Consider the following 17,848-nt stretch of genomic DNA (forward strand, 5'->3'; position numbering starts at 1 on the left):
CTATTTTTTCAACTAAAAAACCCCTCTCTACGAAACAATGGAGAGGGGTTTTTGTTATATTGGCTGAAAATAGTTACAAAAATCATCAATTTCACAGAAAGATGTATTTTTACCAAGATTTTATTATTCGTAGTTGGCAAAAAGATGACCTTACTTTGGCTGCTACAGTTATTAGTTCTGTACTATCAGAATACGGTTTACCTTGGCAGCCGGAAGAAGCAGACAAGGATGTATTACAAATAGAAATATATTATTTAGCAACCGGTGGAGAATTTTGGGTAGTTGAACACCAAAGTCAAATTGTCGGAACTGCCGCATATTACCCCATCAATCGTGGGGAAAAAGCTGTAGAAATTAGAAAAATGTATCTGTTACCAAGAGTGCGCGGTTTAGGATTAGGAAAATATTTATTACAACAATTGGAAATAGCTATTGCTTTGCGGGGATTTGAGCAAATTTGGATTGAAACTGCCAGTATTTTAACTGAAGCTGTTAAACTTTATGAGAGTAATGGTTATCTACCAACAACAGGTGTAGAAACCAGCAGATGCGATCGCGTTTATGTAAAATATCTATGATCAAGATATTTCAAAATTTACTTAATCTTTTTCTTAAATCTTCTTGTCCGTTGTGTCAACGTTCTACGCAGAAGGAACTTTGTCCATATTGTATTCAGCAAATCCAAAGTTGCTATAAGCAAAATCCCGCTTATTTATGGAAGCAACCATTACCCATATTTGTGTGGGGAAATTATGGTGGTGCTGTTAAAAGGGCGATCGCTGCCCTAAAATATGAAAATCAACCACAAATTGGTTATGTTTTAGGAGAATGGTTAGGGGAATCATGGTTATTACATTCACCTCAACCACAACAACAGGTTTTAGTTGTTCCTATTCCTATGCACCCCAAAAAACAAAAACAACGCGGTTTTAATCAAGCTGCATTAATAGCGGCAGGTTTTTGTAATGTGACGGGATACAAATTGAAAGTCCATGCTTTAGAACGCATTAAGGAAACTGAAGCCCTATTTAATTTGTCCCCAGTCCAAAGACAAGAAAACTTAGCAGATGCTTTTGTCCTTGGTAAAGATTTGCGTCGTCGTCCCTATATACCAATATTATTAGTAGATGATATTTATACTACTGGTGCCACTGTTAAAGCTGCTGTCAAGACATTCGAACAACATCAAATTACAGTCTTGGGTGTGGCTGCTGTTGCCACGACAAATAAATAAAAATAAAGCTATATTAGATTAGTTACCCGATATTTGAGGGAACAGTATTTTTATTTATGAAAAAGATTTTTGCAGTAGGTTTAAGGCAAATTTTAATTATTCCTATCACATTACTAACAATGGGAATATGGATTAAAACAGCCTCAGCACAAAATAAGTTATATAGCCCTATTCCATTAACTAATTTGACGGAAATTTCTGATACCCTATCAAACAAAGATATTCCCACAGGTCAAGGAGGATTTGCTCGTGATTATTCAATTAAATTAAATCAGGGTGATAATTTATCTATTGATTTGTCATCGGAAAACTTTGATAGTATGATTACACTATTAGCCCCTAATGGTTCAACAGCAGGAGAAAATGATGATGCTCCTGATGGTACAAGTAATTCTCTATTATTTACCCGCATTACAGAATCAGGAACTTATATTGTGCGGGTTCGCTCTTTTGGAGAAACTGGGGTAGGTAAATTTAAACTCAAGGTCACAAAACTGCAACCAGTTAAGTAGATAGGGGTGAAAACCCAAGTTTTCAAGATGGATGGGGTATAGTTTAATTATACTCAAAACGGCTAGAAGCTGGACTTTTTTATCATACAAAGAACAAGTTCAAAGCCTCTCCCTAACCCTCTCCTAAGAGGAGCTACGGTGTACACACAAGTTATCGAATCACCATTATTCCTCAAATTACCCCACCCTAACCCTCCCCTTGCAAAGGGGAGGGAACTAGGCTGTTGACTTTGTGTGTTTTTGAGGGATTTTTCGGAAAATTATTCGTGTTATTTTTTGTTTGTGGGAAAACACCTGTTGCAGGGGTTTTCCCACAAGAACACACGACACATTTTTTGCATGAAGCCTTATGGGGTAAAGGGTTCAAAGTCAACAGCCTAGGAGGGAACTAATTTTTTCGGTTTCCCCCCAAAGCATCGGCTACGGTGTACACACAAGTAGCCAACAAATAAGCCATCTGTAGCTTAAGTTGACACCAATGTTCCCTTACAAACAACAACTAATAGCCAATTCCGCATTTTTCAGCAGCGTCTCCTTATCAAGGGTTGAAACTGGATATTGAGGAGTTACCTGTAATAACTTTTCCACCCTCTCCCGCGCAGCTTCCACCACTCCTACATCCAAAGTACCATTATTCAAACTAGCAGAGAAATCTTCAGCTATTTTATATGTTCGTTCTAAAGAAGAGGAATTGATATTTCGAGAAACTATAAATAAATCACAACCAGCATGAAAAGCCCGCGCAATCGTTCCTGATTGCATAAACATCTCAGATACAGCTTTCATATCTAAATCATCAGAAACTATCACACCTTGGAAATCTAACTCTTCTCGTAAAATATCATTCAAAATGATTTTAGATAAAGTTGCTGGTACTTCTGGATCAATCTGTGGAAACAAAATATGCGCCGTCATAATTAACGGAATTTGTGACTGAATTAATGTTTGAAAAGGTATCAATTCCCGATTTCGCAAATCTTCCCGACTCAAATTTAAGATTGGTAATTCCAAATGGGAATCCGTGCTAGTGTCTCCGTGTCCAGGAAAATGTTTAGCAGAACCTAAAATCCCTTCTTCCCGTAATCCTCGGTAATATTCTCCCACGGCTTCACTAGTGGTTTCTGGTGTAATTCCAAACGCACGAGCGCCAATAATCGGGTTTTGGGGATTAGAGAAAATATCGGCAACTGGGGACCAGGAAAGATTAATTCCCAGAGATTTTAATTCTAGTGCTGTGGCTTTGGCAACTTCATAAGCATGGGACTGCAATAAATAAGCTTGAGGAAAGCGGGTAATTGGTAAAGGTGTCCGCACAACCCGCCCACCTTCATGATCTAAAGTAGTAAATATGGAGTCACGCTCAGTATATTGGCGAACTTCATCAATGAGGTTTTTAAACTGTTCTAACCAAACTGGATATTTTACACCGTCAAGAAAGTTTTTGGCAAAAAAGATGACACCAATGGGTTTTAGTTCATTTAATGCCCGTTTATCATCATCATTTAAACTTGTCCCGGAAATACCCAGAATTAGATGATTACCAAAGCTTTGTGATGATTGGGATATTGACATAATTAGTTTGATATCAATAAAGGATAAAGCCTTTTCTACTTTATCCTTCCAGCAGGGTTATTTCATTCTAGATTTAAGCAACAAATTTAGGTATTTTCAGCCGTCTTGAGATAAGCTGTTGTGCATTTAGTTTGTATAATTCTAGCGGGCAAGATGCCCGCACTACAAAGTTCAAGTAAATTATGGTTATCAAATTTAGCTGCGTAACAGCTTAGAATCCCTGAAGCCTAAAATGACGCATTCTCTTGACACTCTGCGGTCTGAAGACACGCAGATTCTCTAAGATTTAACTTAAAAGGGATAGTCAAATATCCCCCTAGACGCTCAAAACAACTACTAGCACGAGAAGTATTGCAATTGCGCTTACTTAGGATTCAATTAATGCTTTCCGAGTTCATCACAAGCCAGTTCGGTACGCTCCATGTTTTCCCATTACTTGTTTACCCAGAGTTGCAGTGCAGGTACGAGGTAAATCAGGGGTTGCTCCTTACAAAACACTTCAAAACGTAGATGATTATTCCTACTCACAGTTTAATTTTATCATTTTTCACGGTGGTTAAAACCACTCGTGGCGTGTTTCCTCCATTTCCTCCACTGTCTGAAGCCAAGTGGTTTCCACACGACCCGCGATAAGCTGTTGTGAATACATAAAATGTCAAATTTTAGAATGAAACAGCCCTGATCCTGCCACTAAGGGACTTCCAATTAAAAAAATACCCAAAAATTTCTTGTGGTGCGGGACGAATTGCCTGCTAATTATCAAGGACGGGCAGGATGCCCATCCCACAAAATTGGGTAATTTATTTTTTGGTGTTCCCTAAAAATTGGAAACTAATAACTCGCTTTTAGCATTAGCCATATTTTCAGTTTTTGGTTGAGATGGTTTCAAGGTCATTGTTGGGAAATTTTGTTGTAAAATCACAGCCTGATAAGCTACGACTCCAGTATGTTCACTACCGAGACAACGAGCCGCTGTTCGAGATAAATCCAGGCTTCTGGGTAAAATATACGGACCACGATCATTAACGCGGACAATCACGGATTTATTGTTTTCTAAATTGGTGACTTTTAAGAAGGTATTAAAAGGTAGAGTCCGATGGGCAACAGTAAAATCATCTTGATCATATATCTCACCATTTGCGGTTAAGCGACCATGAAAATAGCCACCATACCAAGAAGCTATACCAGAAAGTTTTGTGGTTGAGGACTGTAATCCATACATTTCCATTTGTCCTTGTACCAATGTCAGTGGTTTGGTATGGAGTGCTATTCGCAAATTATTAGTCCATTCCATTGCTAAAATATCACCGCTGCGACCAATTTGCTGAGAGAGTTTTTGATCTATTGCAAATAGTAACCGATTACCTACCATCATGGAAGGAGTTTTATCTACTAAGCCTGGTTGTAATTGTGTAGGTTGTACAGCAGGCATTTTTGTTAATTGCTGCAAGCGTCTTTGTAATGCTTTGGCTGTAATTCGATCAGGTAGTCTGGCAACAAAATTGTTATTAACCCATACTTCATAACTGGATGGATTCCGCTTGACAATCAATACTGGTGAGTAATCATAACTTCCATTTGGATCGACTGGATTGCGGATGACATTAAAGAAACTTTGAAGCGATCGCACAACAGTAGAAGATGATAAATCTACCTTGGGAATACTAACTTGTGTAACTATTGGTAAAAAGTTAGTAGCATTTTTCAAGTGAGGTTGTGCAGCTATATTTTCTGGCACAGAGGAACAAAATCGCGTTTCTTTTGGCTTCAAGGTTATTGAAGGTACAGCGATAGACTTATTTCTGTAGGATGATAATTGCCTATTTATCCAGTCAAATGTGAAAGCAGTTTTTGATATTAAGGTTTTTTGCCAAGCATTTTTATGTTGTTGAGCGATCGTCAGAAATTGGGATTGCGGCTTAATTAAGTTGGCTGGAAGTTGGATTGGAGAAAATGCAGCTATTAAACCCAGTGGTAAATTTGCTGTCAACGCCAAAGCCCCACCTGTAAAGGATGTCACCCATAGTATTCCCATTGATATCATAGTTTAGTTATTCTCCAGATAGATGCACAATTCCTAGAGAAATAATCCCCAGGTTGAATAGAAAAAAGTTCTATTAAACAAAGAACAAATTTTTTTGCAATTACATAATTTCTATGCGTTTTCAGATTTGATCATGATTAAACTGTCTGGGATCATCATATACCGTAATGGAGATTTAAATAAATAAAAGTTTTAAATCTAGTTTTGAAGTATTACTAATATTTCGATTATTTTTGCTTATGAATACAATCTTTATTTGCTATTTACTTTACTATTAGACATACGTTTTTCACGTATAAACACTGAGTAAGGAAGCCATTTTTTGTATTGATGATAGGCAGTTAAGCAAAAATATACACTGATTTAAAATGAGTCCTAAACTACACTAAATAGTTATCACGGAAAAAATTTTGTGTTTATTCCTAGAGCGAAGATTAAGGTAAATTACATAGTTAGGGGGAAATTTGGGGAATTTTTTGGGAAGCAATCAGACCTACCGTGCCAAATGTAAAGGATTGCAACGTATAATGAGAACGACAAAACAGTTAAAAAATATTGAATAATAGTAGGTTTAAATGCGCGTAGCAATCGCGGGAGCGGGTCTAGCAGGACTTTCCTGTGCAAAATATCTTACCGATCTAGGTCACACACCTATCGTTTTGGAACGCCGAGACGTAGTAGGAGGAAAAGTGGCTGCGTGGAAAGATGCTGATGGTGACTGGTACGAAACAGGACTGCACATTTTTTTTGGGGCTTATCCCAATATGTTGCAGTTATTCAAAGAATTGAACATTGAAGATCGATTGCAGTGGAAAGAACACACAATGATCTTCAATCAGCCTGAAGCTCCGGGGACTTATAGCCGATTCGATTTTCCAGATTTGCCAGCACCTATCAATGGTATGGTGGCAATTCTGAGAAACAACGATATGCTGACCTGGCCGGAGAAAATCAGTTTTGGGATTGGTTTACTACCTGCCATTCTCCAGGGGCAGAAGTATGTCGAAGAAATGGACAAATATTCTTTCCGGGAGTGGCTGCAAAAACAAAACGTTCCCCCCAGAGTGGAAAAAGAAGTATTCATTGCTATGTCTAAAGCCTTGAACTTCATTGATCCAGACGAAATTTCCGCCACCGTCCTCTTAACGGCATTGAATCGCTTTCTCCAAGAGAAAAACGGCTCAAAAATGGCTTTCCTGGACGGTTCACCCACAGAAAGGTTGTGTCAGCCAATCATTGACCACATCACTGAACGCGGTGGCGAGGTGCGCCTGAATGCGCCATTGAAAGAGATTTTACTCAATGAGGATGGAACTGTAAAAGGATTCCTGCTGCGGGGCTTAAACGGGGCAGAAGATGAAATATTTACAGCGGATACCTATGTATCTGCTCTGCCAGTTGATCCTTTAAAGCCGATTTTGCCAAGTTCTTGGAAAGCAATGGAGTTTTTCCAAAAATTGGAGGGTTTGGAAGGTGTACCAGTGATTAATGTTCATATCTGGTTCGATCGCAAATTAACAGATATTGATCATCTGCTATTTTCCCGTTCTCCACTCCTCAGCGTTTATGCTGATATGAGTAATACTTGCCGTGAATATGCCAATCCTGACCGTTCCATGTTGGAATTGGTTCTAGCGCCAGCCAAAGAGTGGATATCTAAATCCGATGCAGAAATCGTTGCTGCAACTATTACTGAGTTAGAAAAACTTTTTCCCCAGCACTTTGGGGGAGATAATCCGACTAAAATACTGAAATATCATGTGGTGAAAACACCGCGTTCAGTTTACAAAGCTACTCCAGGTCGCCAACAGTACCGCCCTTCACAGCAAACCCCCATTTCTAACTTCTATCTGACTGGGGATTATACAATGCAACGCTATCTCGCCAGTATGGAAGGGGCTGTACTTTCTGGTAAACTAACAGCGCAGGCGATATTTCAAGCGCTGACGGTAGCAAATTCCTCTAACCTGCAAACGCCAACACGACCGCCCGCCACGAATGCTGCAACTGCCTGATTCCCCCCCGCGCATGAAAACGCTGGTCTCTCTAGATGAGTCATATACCCTTTGCCGGGAACTCACGGCTAAGTACGCTAAAACTTTTTATTTAGGTACAATGCTGATGAGTCCGGCCAAGCGTCAATCTGTCTGGGCAATTTATGCCTGGTGTCGCCGTACAGATGAGTTAGTGGATGGTCCGGCATCTGCTATCACCACCCCAGAAACCCTAGAACTATGGGAAAATCAACTGGAATCCATTTTTGCGGGATGCCCATTGGATAATTATGATGTAGCGTTAGTAGATACCCTCCAACGCTTTCCGCTAGACATTCAACCCTTTCGGGATATGATCGCCGGTCAGCGGATGGACTTGTATCGCAGTCGCTATGCAACTTTTGAGGACTTATACCTCTACTGCTACCGAGTAGCGGGAACTGTGGGTTTGATGTCAACGACGATTATGGGGATAGATAATAGTATCTACACAGCCCCTTGGCATCAAAACCAACAGCCCTATCTTCCTATAGAAGAGGCGATCGCCTTGGGGATTGCTAATCAACTTACCAATATTCTCCGTGATGTTGGTGAAGATGCCCGTCGAGGCAGAATCTATCTTCCCCTAGAAGATTTGGCCAAATTTAATTACACCGAGGAAGAATGTATTCGCGGCGTAGTGGATGACCGCTGGCGTTCACTCATGCGGTTTCAAATTGACCGCGCCCGTAAGTTTTACATCCAAGCAGATAAGGGTATTAGTTACCTGGCTGCTGATGCTCGGTGGCCTGTTTGGTCTGCATCTATGCTATATGAGCAGATTTTAGAGGTGATTGAGCGCAATGATTATGATGTGTTCAGTCAGCGAGCTTATGTTCCCCAATGGAAAAAGTTACGCACCTTGCCAGCAGCTTGGATGCGATCGCAAGTTTTATAGATTGGTCATTGGTCAGGCAATTTTGGATTGACGATTTTGGATTTTGGATTGACTCCACCCTAAAGTGTAGAAGCTCGAAAATCTTGGGTTTGGGATTTATGATTTTTCCGTTAGTAGAGGACTAAGTCCTGTACCAACTTTTTTTAATCTAAAATCTAAAATCTAAAATCTAAAATTCCCGGTCATTGGTCATTGAATTTATTTGGAAAATGACTATTGACAGACTCAAAAACTTCTGCTACGATTATTACTCATGAACTGGAGAGGTGGCTGAGTGGTCGAAAGCGGCAGATTGCTAATCTGTTAAGGGATTATATCCCTTCGGGGGTTCGAATCCCCCCCTCTCCATTTTTAATCAGGTGCGTTCACAAGTTGTAACGCACCTTTTTTGTGTTATTTTTTGGCGATCATATTCATATCCCAAGTATATAGACCAATTTGGTGAGGAACTCTGACAAATCGGCCTGTGCGATGACCCCTAGATAGTTCATTGAGAACCTTATTTTTAACCTCTCTGACTTCCTCTGGGTCTAGATGTCCATAAATGCCATTGACTATCTCATTCACATTGAAAATTCGTCCCGCATTTTGTTCTAGAAATAAGGTCAGAGCATCAATTAAAAATTGACCATCAAATTGTGCCAACATCGGTACTACTTTCGTTTGGGGTCTGAGGAAATGTTTGTTGGTTTTGGTGGATTTGATCCCCCTAGATATTCCCCTACCTTGAATTGGACCTAGTGAGTTTAGATCTAGGGTATAACAGCCCGGTTCATTGGGAATCGCTGACCAATAACCACTTTCCCTCCCTTGGGTCAAAGATGATTGGACTCTACCTTTAACGACTTTGAAAATAGTAGACTCTAAATCACCATAGAGCGATCGCACGATAAAATCTATGTGACAGACAGTTCCCACATATTCTCCCAATAGCTTTTTGAGTGCTTCCATGCGAGTCATATTTTCATAGTGAGAGAGCATGGGAACATCTTCCCCCTTACCAACATAGTGACGACGCTGATAGGAAAGATTGTTTGAGTCTTTAACTTCAGAGAGGGAATGGTCGACCTTGAAAGGGTCTGATTGAGGAATTTCTGACTCTAGAGGCTGCAAATATTCCAGATTGGAACTGTGATTGGAAGACAACAACAATAATGAATCTTCTTCGTCAGCCTCAACTTGTTCGTTGTCATCAGTATAAGACCATGTAGATAACAAGGATTCTACATTATCTAATTGCGATCGCGCCTCTATGAATAGACGTTGGTACTTTTGGGCGAGACTCCCATAGTAATCTCGTAATTCCAACAATGGCGCAATAAATACTTCGGGTGGTGCTTGTAATTGTCCTGGAGAATTCATAGCAATTCAACCTAAATCTATATTGCTGGTGTAAGTCATGGCTCTAGGTTTGCTTGGTGTAGATACCTGGAGTGATTTTTTAGGAGGTTGGGGAGGACGACAACTTTCACAATATAAAGGGCGAGTTCCGAAAGTTTCCCGCTTTGTAGCCTGATTACATTCTTTACAAACAAAGTGGAAAACTCGTGTATGAATCAGTCTTTTGTGCGCTCGGACAGTATATTCTCTAACATCAATTACTTTGGTTGCCATAATTAATAATTGCCAATCTCAATCCTCTTTATATAGCTATTCAAGCAAATGAAACTGTATCAGTGTGTGTTTTTGTAGAAGTTTTCTCAAAAATCGAAACCCCCTATCTAGGTCAAAGATACAAACTGCTATTTCCGATATATTAACAGCGACTGAGATATATTTGCTCATATCTTACATAAAAGTAAGAAAAGGATATAGGCTAGATTTTTGTCCCCATAACTCGTAAATATAAAAATGCCTTTTATCATCTATCTTGAGAATTAACTATGTAATTAGAAACATATTTTTAGGTAGATTTCACAATATAAGTAGGTTGGTGTTGAAAATTGTCGTTATGGCAAGGCAAAAGGCAATACTTCGACTTCGCTCAGTAACCAGAGGCAAGAGTGAAGAGGGTTTGGGCGATTTTACATTTCTTTACACAGTTTGGTTTTATTGTGTTCACCTACTTAAACCAAAAAAATGAAGGATGAAGTGATTGGGATACACAAATAACGTAGTTAAACCTTGGTCAAACAACGTCAATTGCTGATAATTCGCTCTCTGATTGACCTTACTCGTAAGTTTGCTTTTAGGTTCTAGAGTCTGGGGCTTATCCATGCCCGTTTCCGCTTCAGTTTCCACTATTAGGGAATCGACACAAGCAGCCTGAACCAAGTGAATATCATCAATTACGTCATAGAGAGTTGCTTCCCATAACTTAGCAGGTAATTTGTATTTGTCTTTTAAGGTGCGTAGCTGTTTGTCAATCTCAAATTTAGAAACGCCCCAAGCCTTTAACGACCCGAACTCATTCCACAAGTCAGAGCGTAGTTTACCTAAACTCAAAGCGATTAAATCAAGTTCGTTAGATTTCCAATTATTTAGTTTTTCAGTCCCTAAAATAGCGATTCTCGTAACGGTTAACTGATTCTTTGCTTTGAGTTTCATGGACTTGGTTAGCTACGTCTTTTACTACTATACACCCATTGACTCGTATTGACTACTATTTGTTTCATGAATATTTTGCTCTTCGGCTATCTTTTTCTCTCTTTATCCATTGAGACTGTTTTGATGAATGCTGACTCTGGATATCTCCGATGTCCCCCAGGGAAATACATTCTATTTTCCCTAAGTCAGCCCATTCTGCCGTTATCTTAGGGTGATAGCCAAATTGTTTGTAAACTTGTTCTGGGGTTAGGTATTTCATCTTTCGGTTAAATACGATTAACCCCAGTATACTACGTTATTTTGAGATTAGAGAGTTTGGCAAACCACTCATCCTTACTACTTCATTTCAAGCAAAAGCCATTAGCCGAGACTAACTTTTACAGCCCTGTGTTTTTCTGATTCGGCTTTAGGAATGGTCAAATGGAGAATTCCATTCTTATATTCTGCTACGACCTTCTCATTATCCACGACCGCAGGCAAGGCGATTATCCGTTGGAATTTGCCATAACGAAACTCTGAGCGAGTCATGCCTTCCGCTTCTGTTGTTGTTTCCGATTTGCGCTCGCCGCTAATAGAAACCGACTCAGGAGTGACCTCAACATTAAGATCCTTCGCATCTAAGCCTGGTATTTCCACTTTCAACTTCAAATCACTATCGGTCTCCGCAATTTCGGCAGGAGGAATAAAAGTCAATCCTATTTTTTCCCCTCCGTCGGGTGGTAATAATTGCTCAAACAAACGATCCATTTGCTGACGGATAATACCCATTTCAGGGAATGGTTCCCAGCGTTCTATTTCCCGTAAAGGATTCCAACGTACAAGTGTCATATCTATCTCCTCAAAAATTCACTATTGGACTTTCTGATTTGGTGAGACTGAATCTTAAGCTTCTGACTTGGTAAACAATAATGCTACTGGTAAAACTTCTAACTTTTAACTTCTTGAAGCTTAATCTTTAGCTTCCCAATTAAATAGTAGCACCAGAAAATCAATTGATTACAGTTCGGTTTTATAGATATGATCGTCGTGATAACCGTACTATATAAATCCTCAATTATTTTGGAATCTGTTAATTAGTATAGATTCGGTAATGATTCCCCCATCACTAGGTATATTTTTCATGTTTGGCTCTACCGGACTTAGTATGCTAAACTGGAGGGAACAGGGAACTCTTAACTGGGAACAGGAAGAATGTCAGATATTAATGACTTTAAAGACTTAATAATTTGGCAAAAAGGAATGGATATTGCTCAAAGATGCTATTTCCTCACTAAACTTTTTCCCAAAGATGAGTTATATGGTATGGTTCAACAAATTAGAAGAAGTGCTGTATCTATTCGGTGCTAATATATCTCTTATGATATGGACGAAGATATAGAGGAGAATATATAAGATTTTTAAACATAGCTCAAGGGTCAGTTAATGAATTAGAAACTCATCTAATTTTATCGAACAGAATTCAGGAGTCAGAATTCAGAATTCAGAATGAATTCTGTGCGAGTGGCGGATGAATAACTAAAATTCCTTAGAGGATGTTTGAAAAGTGGTATCCTGGTATCCCCTTTCCCCTTGTAAAGCTACGGTGTACACACAAGTTATCGAATCACCATTATTCCTCAAATTACCCCACCCTAACCCTCCCCTTGCAAAGGGGAGGGTTAGGGTGGGGTAAAACATTTGATACAGCAATCATGACCTTTCAAACACCCTCTTAGAAATAGGATTGGAGGGATTGAATTAGATGGTTAAGTAAAGTAGTCTTAGCAGTGTTGATAAAAAAATGATCACCATCTATCATTTGTAATAAAAAAGGGGCGACAGTTTGTTTTTCCCATGCAGCAATGGCAGTATAACTAACTCTTGGGTCTTGTAAACCACCGAAAGCAGTAATAGGACAATCTAAAGGAGGTTGGGGAGTATAAATATAGGATTCCAAAACTGTAAAATCAGCGCGGATAATCGGTAAAAATATCTGCATCAAGTCGGCATTGTTTAGCACTTCTTGGGGAGTTCCATTCAATTGGGATATTTTGGCTAAAAAATCGGTATCTGGTAATTGAGAAATTGGCGGTTTTTCAGCAGATAATTGTGGGGCTTGATGAGCAGCAACAAAAAGATGTAAAGGGTGAAAATTATATTCAGAGCGCAGTAGCCTAATTAACTCAAAACTAATTAATGAACCCATACTGTAGCCGATAAAAGCATAGGGTTTATCTAGATAGGGGATGATATTGGTAGCTATTGCTGGAACTAAAGGTTGAATTTTTGTGTATGGAGGTGATTTGATTTGTTTGCCTCTTCCGGGAATTTCTATGGGGCATAATTCAATAGTTGCTGGTAAATCATCAGCCCATGTCCGAAAAATCGTAGCACTACCACCGGCATAAGCAAAGCAAAATAGGCGTACTTTAGCATGGGGATTGGGTTGAGGGCAAGTTATCCAATTTGTGAAGGTAGTTTCAGTGGACATGATAGGGTTTTTATGGGGTTGCTTGACTACTAAACTTCCTTCGGTAGCCGATAACATAACAGCAGCGATCGCTAACACTCGTAATGTACCATCTGATAATAATGCAGCGTCACAATAGCGAGGTTGATCACCAAAAGTTTCTCTTAGTTGCACCATAACTTCATCCCTGGGACCAGTCAGGAAATTTAGTCCATCTATAGCCTGTTCTGGTAAACTCTGGATGAAATTGAGAATTATCTGTTGATTTTCAGGCTGGTTTTCCCATAAACAATATAAAACGCTAGAAAGATTTTTACCATCTTCATATAATCTTTTATCAGACTTAAAGCTATATTCACGCATCCTGGCAGGAACAGGATCTAAAAATAAGATATTATTCAAAACTCGTTGATATTCGCCGGCAATCTCAGGAATTATCTTTTGGGACTTTTCATATTTGATATCAAAACGCGCAGGGCTATCTAATTGCACGAATATGGCCATTTGATCACTACAAGTTATTCTTGGCTTGTTTTGACCCCTTGTAAAGTTGTTATAAGCCACACTAACATCAGTATTTATTCTCTGGGAAGGTTGATCTAATTCATACAAGGGAACTGTATTGATTGAGTCAGTAATTCGTTCACTACTGATGTGTAGTTCTCCATCACGCACGTTCAGAGTTATATTTAATTCATTCCATTCAGGTAAATCTAATCGGCAACCGATGGTAAAACTTGACTGCCCATGATAGCATAAATCATTTACTCTACCACGCACCACTGCCTCGGCACTATTCACAGCATATTGAATACTAGAAAGTTTTTGCCCTTGTGCAAGCCATGACAAAAATCGCAAACCTTCCAAAGCGTTACTTTTACCTGCGGCGTTTGCACCTATTACAGCGATTTCCAATCTTATGAGGTACATCTTAGCCCCCTCATCGCTTGCGGGGAGGGGGTTGGGGGCGGGGTTCTTGTTCCGGGTTTGATGACAATTTGCTGTAAAACAGTCAAAGACCCCAAAGGTAAGTGGCCTGTGCTGTAACTTTTAAAATTAGCGAGGGTAAATTCGATTAGCATGAGACAACAACCTATTATTTACAGAATAAATCCTATATGCAAAAAATTGATCAAAAGTCAACTAAAAAAGCATGGTCTAGAGCAATATCTCAACCAGCAACAGAATTTTCTGCCACTCAATTACCTATTCTCGCAGGTACAATCCCCGATGGTTTACGGGGTACACTGTACCGGAATGGACCAGCACGACTAGAACGAAATGGTATGCCAGTGGGACATTGGTTTGATGGAGATGGGGCAATTCTGGCGGTTAATTTTACCAATGCAGAAACATTTGCAGTTTATCGCTATGTGCAAACTACAGGTTATCAAGAAGAAACTGCTGCGGGTAAATTGCTTTATGGTAATTATGGCATGACTGCACCAGGAATTATCTGGAATCAATGGATAAAACCCATAAAAAATGCGGCGAATACTTCAGTTTTGGCATTACCTAATAAACTTTTGGCATTGTGGGAAGGTGGTAAACCTTATGCTTTAGATTTGCAAACTTTAGAAACTTGTGGTGAAGATGATTTAGGCAGTTTAACTAAGGGATTAAGTTATTCTGCCCATTATAAGCGGGATGCAAATACAGGGGAAATTTTTAATTTTGGTGTGACTCCTGGATTAAATGCCACACTTAATGTTTATAAAAGTGACTCTACGGGCAAAATTATCCGCACAGAAACATATCAATTAGAAGGTGTACCATTAATACATGATTTTGTTTTAGCAGGACAGTATCTAATCTTTTTTATTTCGCCAGTGAAGTTAAATCTTTGGCCAGTTTTAGTAGGAACAAGTAATTATAGTGATTCTCTAGAATGGCATCCTGAATTGGGAACTCAGATTATAGTCTTTGACAGAGAAACTTTATCTTTAGTCAGTGAAGGAGAAACTGAATCTTGGTTTCAGTGGCATTTTGCGAATGGTTATGTAGATAATAGTGGTGCGGTAATTGTAGATATTGCCCGTTATGAAGATTTTCAAACTAATCAATATTTACGGGAAGTAGCTACAGGGGAAACTCATACAATTGCCAATAGTACATTTTCACAAGTTCGACTTAATCCTTTAACTGGCAAGGTAATTAAAATTGAACAACTTTCAAATCAACATTGTGAGTTTCCTAGTGTTCCTCCACAACATACAGGTCAATTTTCTCGTTATACCTATATGTCAGGATTCCAAACAGGGAAAGATGTTGGTAAGGAAATCTTAAATAGTATTGCTTGTTTTGATCACCAAACTGGAACTTTAACACAAGCAAACATAGGAGAAAATCACTATCCTTCCGAACCTATTTATGTCCAAAATCCGCAAAGCTCGGAACAAGGTTGGGTGTTAACTGTGGTTTATGATGGTGATACCCATAGTAGCGAGGTTTGGGTCTTTGCGAGTGATAGGTTAAATGAAGAACCTATTTGTAAACTGGGATTACCCAGCGTTATCCCCCACAGTTTCCACGGGACATGGAAACCTGCTTAATCATCAAGGACAGGCAGGATGCCTATCCCACAAAATTGGGTAATTTATTTTTTGGTGTTCCCTTAGAGGATGTTTGAAAAGTTATGGTTGATGTATCAAATATTTTTTACCCCACCCTAACCCTCCCCTTGTAAAGGGGAGGGAACTGGATTTTTATTGTTTCCCCTTTACAAGGGGGGACTAAGGGGGGTAGCAATGTGATGAAAATTACGGAATACCACTTTTCAAACATCCTCTTAGAGGGTGTTTGGAAAGTCTTTAATGTATAAATAAACCCCTCTGGTAAACCTCTCCCCGATGCGGGGAGAGGCTTTGAAACCCCCATTCCCTCCTAGGGACTTCCAAATAAAAAAATACTCAAGGAACGCAAATTTAATAACCTGCAATTCTGATGTAACCTGGAATGGTGCGTTACGCTGTCGCTAACACACCCTACTTTTGCACCTTATTTAATTCACATTCCCAACCACCTAACGCAAAAATCTCTCAAACCCTTATTCCTCTGTGTCCTCTGCGCCTCTGTGGTTCGTTAATCAGGATAATTTATTTCTTGGAAGTCCCCTAGAGAAGGGGGGTTAGGTTTCTGGAGATTATCGGTTTCATCTAATACTTTTCAAACAACCTCTTACCCCTACCCGGAGAATCAAATAATTAAGCCGTGTTGGGTATAACCAAAATGTGTGAAGGGAAGTAAAAACAATTTGGTATAATTAGGTAAAAAATTAATTACCGTCTAGCAAAATTAAAAGTAAATTCTAATTATTTGACTAATGACTAATCAACACCGCATTGGCATTATTTTAGGAACTCGTCCCGAAGCTATTAAACTAGCACCAGTAATTCAAGTTTTTCAAAATTCTCCAGATTTTGAATTGCAGGTAATTCTCACAGGACAACATCGAGAAATGGTTGAACAAGTAATGCAATTGTTCAAACTCAAAGCTGATTGGAATTTAGAGATTATGCAGCGACAACAATCTCTTAATGATATTACTTGTCGAAGTTTACAGGGTTTAGAAGCATTATTTCAAGCTCAAAAATTAGATTTTGTAATTGTGCAAGGAGATACAACAACAGCCTTTGCAGCGACCTTGGCAGCTTTTTATCAAAAAATCCCTGTGGGTCATGTGGAAGCGGGTTTAAGAACTGATGATTTATTTAATCCTTTTCCCGAAGAAGCTAATAGAAGGTTGATTTCCCAGCTTACACAATTGCATTTTGCGCCGACTACTTTGGCGGTGGAAAACTTACAAAATTCTGGGGTATTAGGAGAAATTCACTTAACAGGAAATACTGTAATTGATGCCTTATTAAATGTGGCTGCCAAAAAACCAGTTTGCAATATACCAGGGTTAGATTGGCATAAATATAGGACAATATTGGCAACAGTTCATAGACGGGAAAATTGGGGATCACCGCTACAAGATATCGCTCAAAGTTTTTTACAAATTTTAGAGCAATTTCCTGATACAGCCTTATTACTGCCATTACATAAAAATCCCACAGTTAGAGAACCACTACAAAAGTTGTTAGGGAGTCATCCACGCATTTTTCTAACAGAACCCTTGGATTATGCCGAATTAGTGGGAGCTATTGAGCGATCGCATTTAATCTTAACCGATTCCGGTGGCTTACAAGAAGAAGCCCCCAGTCTGGGTAAACCAGTCTTAGTTCTCAGAGATACCACAGAAAGACCAGAAGCCGTTACCGCCGGGACAGCCAAACTCGTAGGTACACAAACCGCAAATATTGTTACAGCCGCTAGTGAACTACTCAGCAACCCCGACGCTTACACCAAAATAGCCACCGCCATTAATCCCTTTGGCGATGGCCATGCAGCAGAACGCATCCTAGAAATTGTTAAAAATTACCAGCAACGGGGAACAGAAAAAAAACTTTAGTTACAGCAAGTTGCAGGTATATAAAGGAGATTATCGGTTTCATCTAATACTTTTCAAGCAACCTTTTAAACATGGCTAAGAGAACTCCAATAATTTGGTAAAAAAC

16 protein-coding genes and 1 tRNA gene are annotated in these 17,848 nt (G+C 39.3%); 10 read left to right on the forward strand and 7 right to left on the reverse strand.

The genetic code is table 11. The features are described from left to right. Positions 1-101 precede the first annotated feature (101 nt). Genes FJR37_RS21955 through FJR37_RS21965 form a run of 3 tightly spaced genes read left to right on the forward strand, consistent with a single transcriptional unit; the run spans position 102 to position 1,746 of the window. On the forward strand, positions 102-578 hold the full coding sequence (locus FJR37_RS21955) for a GNAT family N-acetyltransferase (protein WP_039201758.1): 477 nt from the start codon (positions 102-104) through the stop codon (positions 576-578). Continuing rightward, positions 575-1,234 carry a ComF family protein gene (locus tag FJR37_RS21960; RefSeq protein WP_039201747.1) on the forward strand — a complete coding sequence of 220 codons (660 nt, stop codon included), beginning with the start codon at positions 575-577 and terminating at the stop codon, positions 1,232-1,234. The genes FJR37_RS21955 and FJR37_RS21960 overlap by 4 nt, the downstream gene beginning before the upstream one ends. Positions 1,235-1,290: 56 nt before the next feature. Further along, positions 1,291-1,746, forward strand: a complete 456-nt coding sequence (locus FJR37_RS21965; protein ID WP_027402609.1) for a PPC domain-containing protein — start codon at positions 1,291-1,293, stop codon at positions 1,744-1,746. 486 nt (positions 1,747-2,232) lie between these two features. Here the strand turns inward: FJR37_RS21965 and nagZ are convergent, their stop codons facing one another. Together nagZ and FJR37_RS21975 are read right to left on the reverse strand one after the other, a co-directional pair. Continuing rightward, the gene (nagZ, locus tag FJR37_RS21970; protein ID WP_039201749.1) at positions 2,233-3,318 is read right to left on the reverse strand and encodes a beta-N-acetylhexosaminidase; all 1,086 of its coding nucleotides are present in this window, start codon (positions 3,316-3,318) and stop codon (positions 2,233-2,235) included. A gap of 817 nt (positions 3,319-4,135) precedes the next feature. Then, a complete protein-coding gene (locus tag FJR37_RS21975; RefSeq protein WP_052149890.1) occupies positions 4,136-5,353 on the reverse strand; it encodes a septal ring lytic transglycosylase RlpA family protein in 1,218 nt (405 codons plus the stop codon). Between the two features lie 584 nt (positions 5,354-5,937). Between FJR37_RS21975 and pds the strand changes: the two genes are divergently transcribed. The 3 genes from pds (at position 5,938) to FJR37_RS21990 (ending at position 8,641) form a co-directional block, all read left to right on the forward strand. Next, entirely contained in the window at positions 5,938-7,377 is a 1,440-nt protein-coding gene (gene pds, locus FJR37_RS21980) for a 15-cis-phytoene desaturase (protein ID WP_027402606.1), read from the forward strand. After that, a complete protein-coding gene (gene crtB, locus FJR37_RS21985; RefSeq protein ID WP_039201752.1) occupies positions 7,361-8,293 on the forward strand; it encodes a 15-cis-phytoene synthase CrtB in 933 nt (310 codons plus the stop codon). Before pds ends, crtB begins: the two co-directional genes overlap by 17 nt. 260 nt (positions 8,294-8,553) lie before the next feature. Then, positions 8,554-8,641: transfer RNA gene (locus tag FJR37_RS21990), tRNA-Ser, on the forward strand. A gap of 45 nt (positions 8,642-8,686) precedes the next feature. On the opposite strand, the gene FJR37_RS21995 is transcribed toward FJR37_RS21990, so the two are convergent. From FJR37_RS21995 to FJR37_RS22015, 4 genes are all read right to left on the reverse strand, one after another. Then, positions 8,687-9,655 (reverse strand): hypothetical protein, encoded by a 969-nt coding sequence (locus tag FJR37_RS21995; protein WP_039201754.1) that lies wholly within the window; start codon positions 9,653-9,655, stop codon positions 8,687-8,689. A gap of 6 nt (positions 9,656-9,661) precedes the next feature. After that, positions 9,662-9,907 carry a hypothetical protein gene (locus FJR37_RS22000; protein ID WP_035082434.1) on the reverse strand — a complete coding sequence of 82 codons (246 nt, stop codon included), beginning with the start codon at positions 9,905-9,907 and terminating at the stop codon, positions 9,662-9,664. A 444-nt stretch (positions 9,908-10,351) separates the two neighbouring features. Continuing rightward, positions 10,352-10,840 (reverse strand): hypothetical protein, encoded by a 489-nt coding sequence (locus FJR37_RS27155; protein ID WP_254434639.1) that lies wholly within the window; start codon positions 10,838-10,840, stop codon positions 10,352-10,354. Positions 10,841-11,200: 360 nt separating this feature from the next. Continuing rightward, a complete protein-coding gene (locus FJR37_RS22015) occupies positions 11,201-11,668 on the reverse strand; it encodes an Hsp20/alpha crystallin family protein (protein WP_027402602.1) in 468 nt (155 codons plus the stop codon). Positions 11,669-12,031: 363 nt separating this feature from the next. On the opposite strand from FJR37_RS22015, the gene FJR37_RS27160 reads away from it, so the two are divergent. Continuing rightward, on the forward strand, positions 12,032-12,187 hold the full coding sequence (locus tag FJR37_RS27160; RefSeq protein WP_250636666.1) for a four helix bundle protein: 156 nt from the start codon (positions 12,032-12,034) through the stop codon (positions 12,185-12,187). Positions 12,188-12,243: 56 nt separating this feature from the next. Continuing rightward, positions 12,244-12,351, forward strand: coding sequence for a hypothetical protein (locus FJR37_RS27165; RefSeq protein ID WP_325064632.1), 108 nt, complete (start codon positions 12,244-12,246; stop codon positions 12,349-12,351). Positions 12,352-12,551: 200 nt separating this feature from the next. On the opposite strand, the gene FJR37_RS27835 is transcribed toward FJR37_RS27165, so the two are convergent. After that, positions 12,552-14,219 (reverse strand): thioesterase domain-containing protein, encoded by a 1,668-nt coding sequence (locus tag FJR37_RS27835; protein WP_340626618.1) that lies wholly within the window; start codon positions 14,217-14,219, stop codon positions 12,552-12,554. A gap of 188 nt (positions 14,220-14,407) precedes the next feature. Between FJR37_RS27835 and FJR37_RS22035 the strand changes: the two genes are divergently transcribed. Next, the gene (locus FJR37_RS22035) at positions 14,408-15,841 is read left to right on the forward strand and encodes a carotenoid oxygenase family protein (RefSeq protein WP_168467124.1); all 1,434 of its coding nucleotides are present in this window, start codon (positions 14,408-14,410) and stop codon (positions 15,839-15,841) included. Positions 15,842-16,611: 770 nt separating this feature from the next. Then, complete coding sequence (wecB, locus tag FJR37_RS22040; protein WP_039201989.1) at positions 16,612-17,742, forward strand: non-hydrolyzing UDP-N-acetylglucosamine 2-epimerase; 1,131 nt, start codon at positions 16,612-16,614, stop codon at positions 17,740-17,742. Positions 17,743-17,848 lie beyond the last annotated feature (106 nt).

Origin of the sequence: Aphanizomenon sp. UHCC 0183 (assembly GCF_009712065.1) — a bacterium.
Lineage (GTDB): Bacteria > Cyanobacteriota > Cyanobacteriia > Cyanobacteriales > Nostocaceae > Dolichospermum > Dolichospermum heterosporum.